We start from the raw sequence: 220 nt of genomic DNA, 5'->3' as shown, positions 1-220 counted from the left end.
GGAGTGGTAGTTCAGTTGGTTAGAATACCGGCCTGTCACGCCGGGGGTCGCGGGTTCGAGTCCCGTCCACTCCGCCATTTATTGGAAAAGCCCTGCAAGAAATAGCAGGGCTTTTTTACATCTGTAGTTTTTTAAAATAAGTGATACCAATCTGGAAAATTAACTGGTCAGGTTAATCCAGTCTCTGGTGCACATTTTGGTAACTCTATCTGCACGCTCC

At 46.8% G+C, this 220-nt stretch carries 1 tRNA gene; it reads left to right on the top strand.

What is annotated here, in order from left to right:
- Nucleotides 1–77, top strand: a tRNA-Asp gene (locus Q1A70_RS20775).
- The last annotated feature ends 143 nt before the right edge of the window (nucleotides 78–220 follow it).

Source organism: uncultured Vibrio sp., assembly GCF_947488985.1.
In the GTDB taxonomy this organism is placed as follows: Bacteria; Pseudomonadota; Gammaproteobacteria; order Enterobacterales; family Vibrionaceae; genus Vibrio.
Note: the sequence above shows the minus strand (reverse complement) of the source record. Positions and strands in the feature narration are given on the sequence as shown.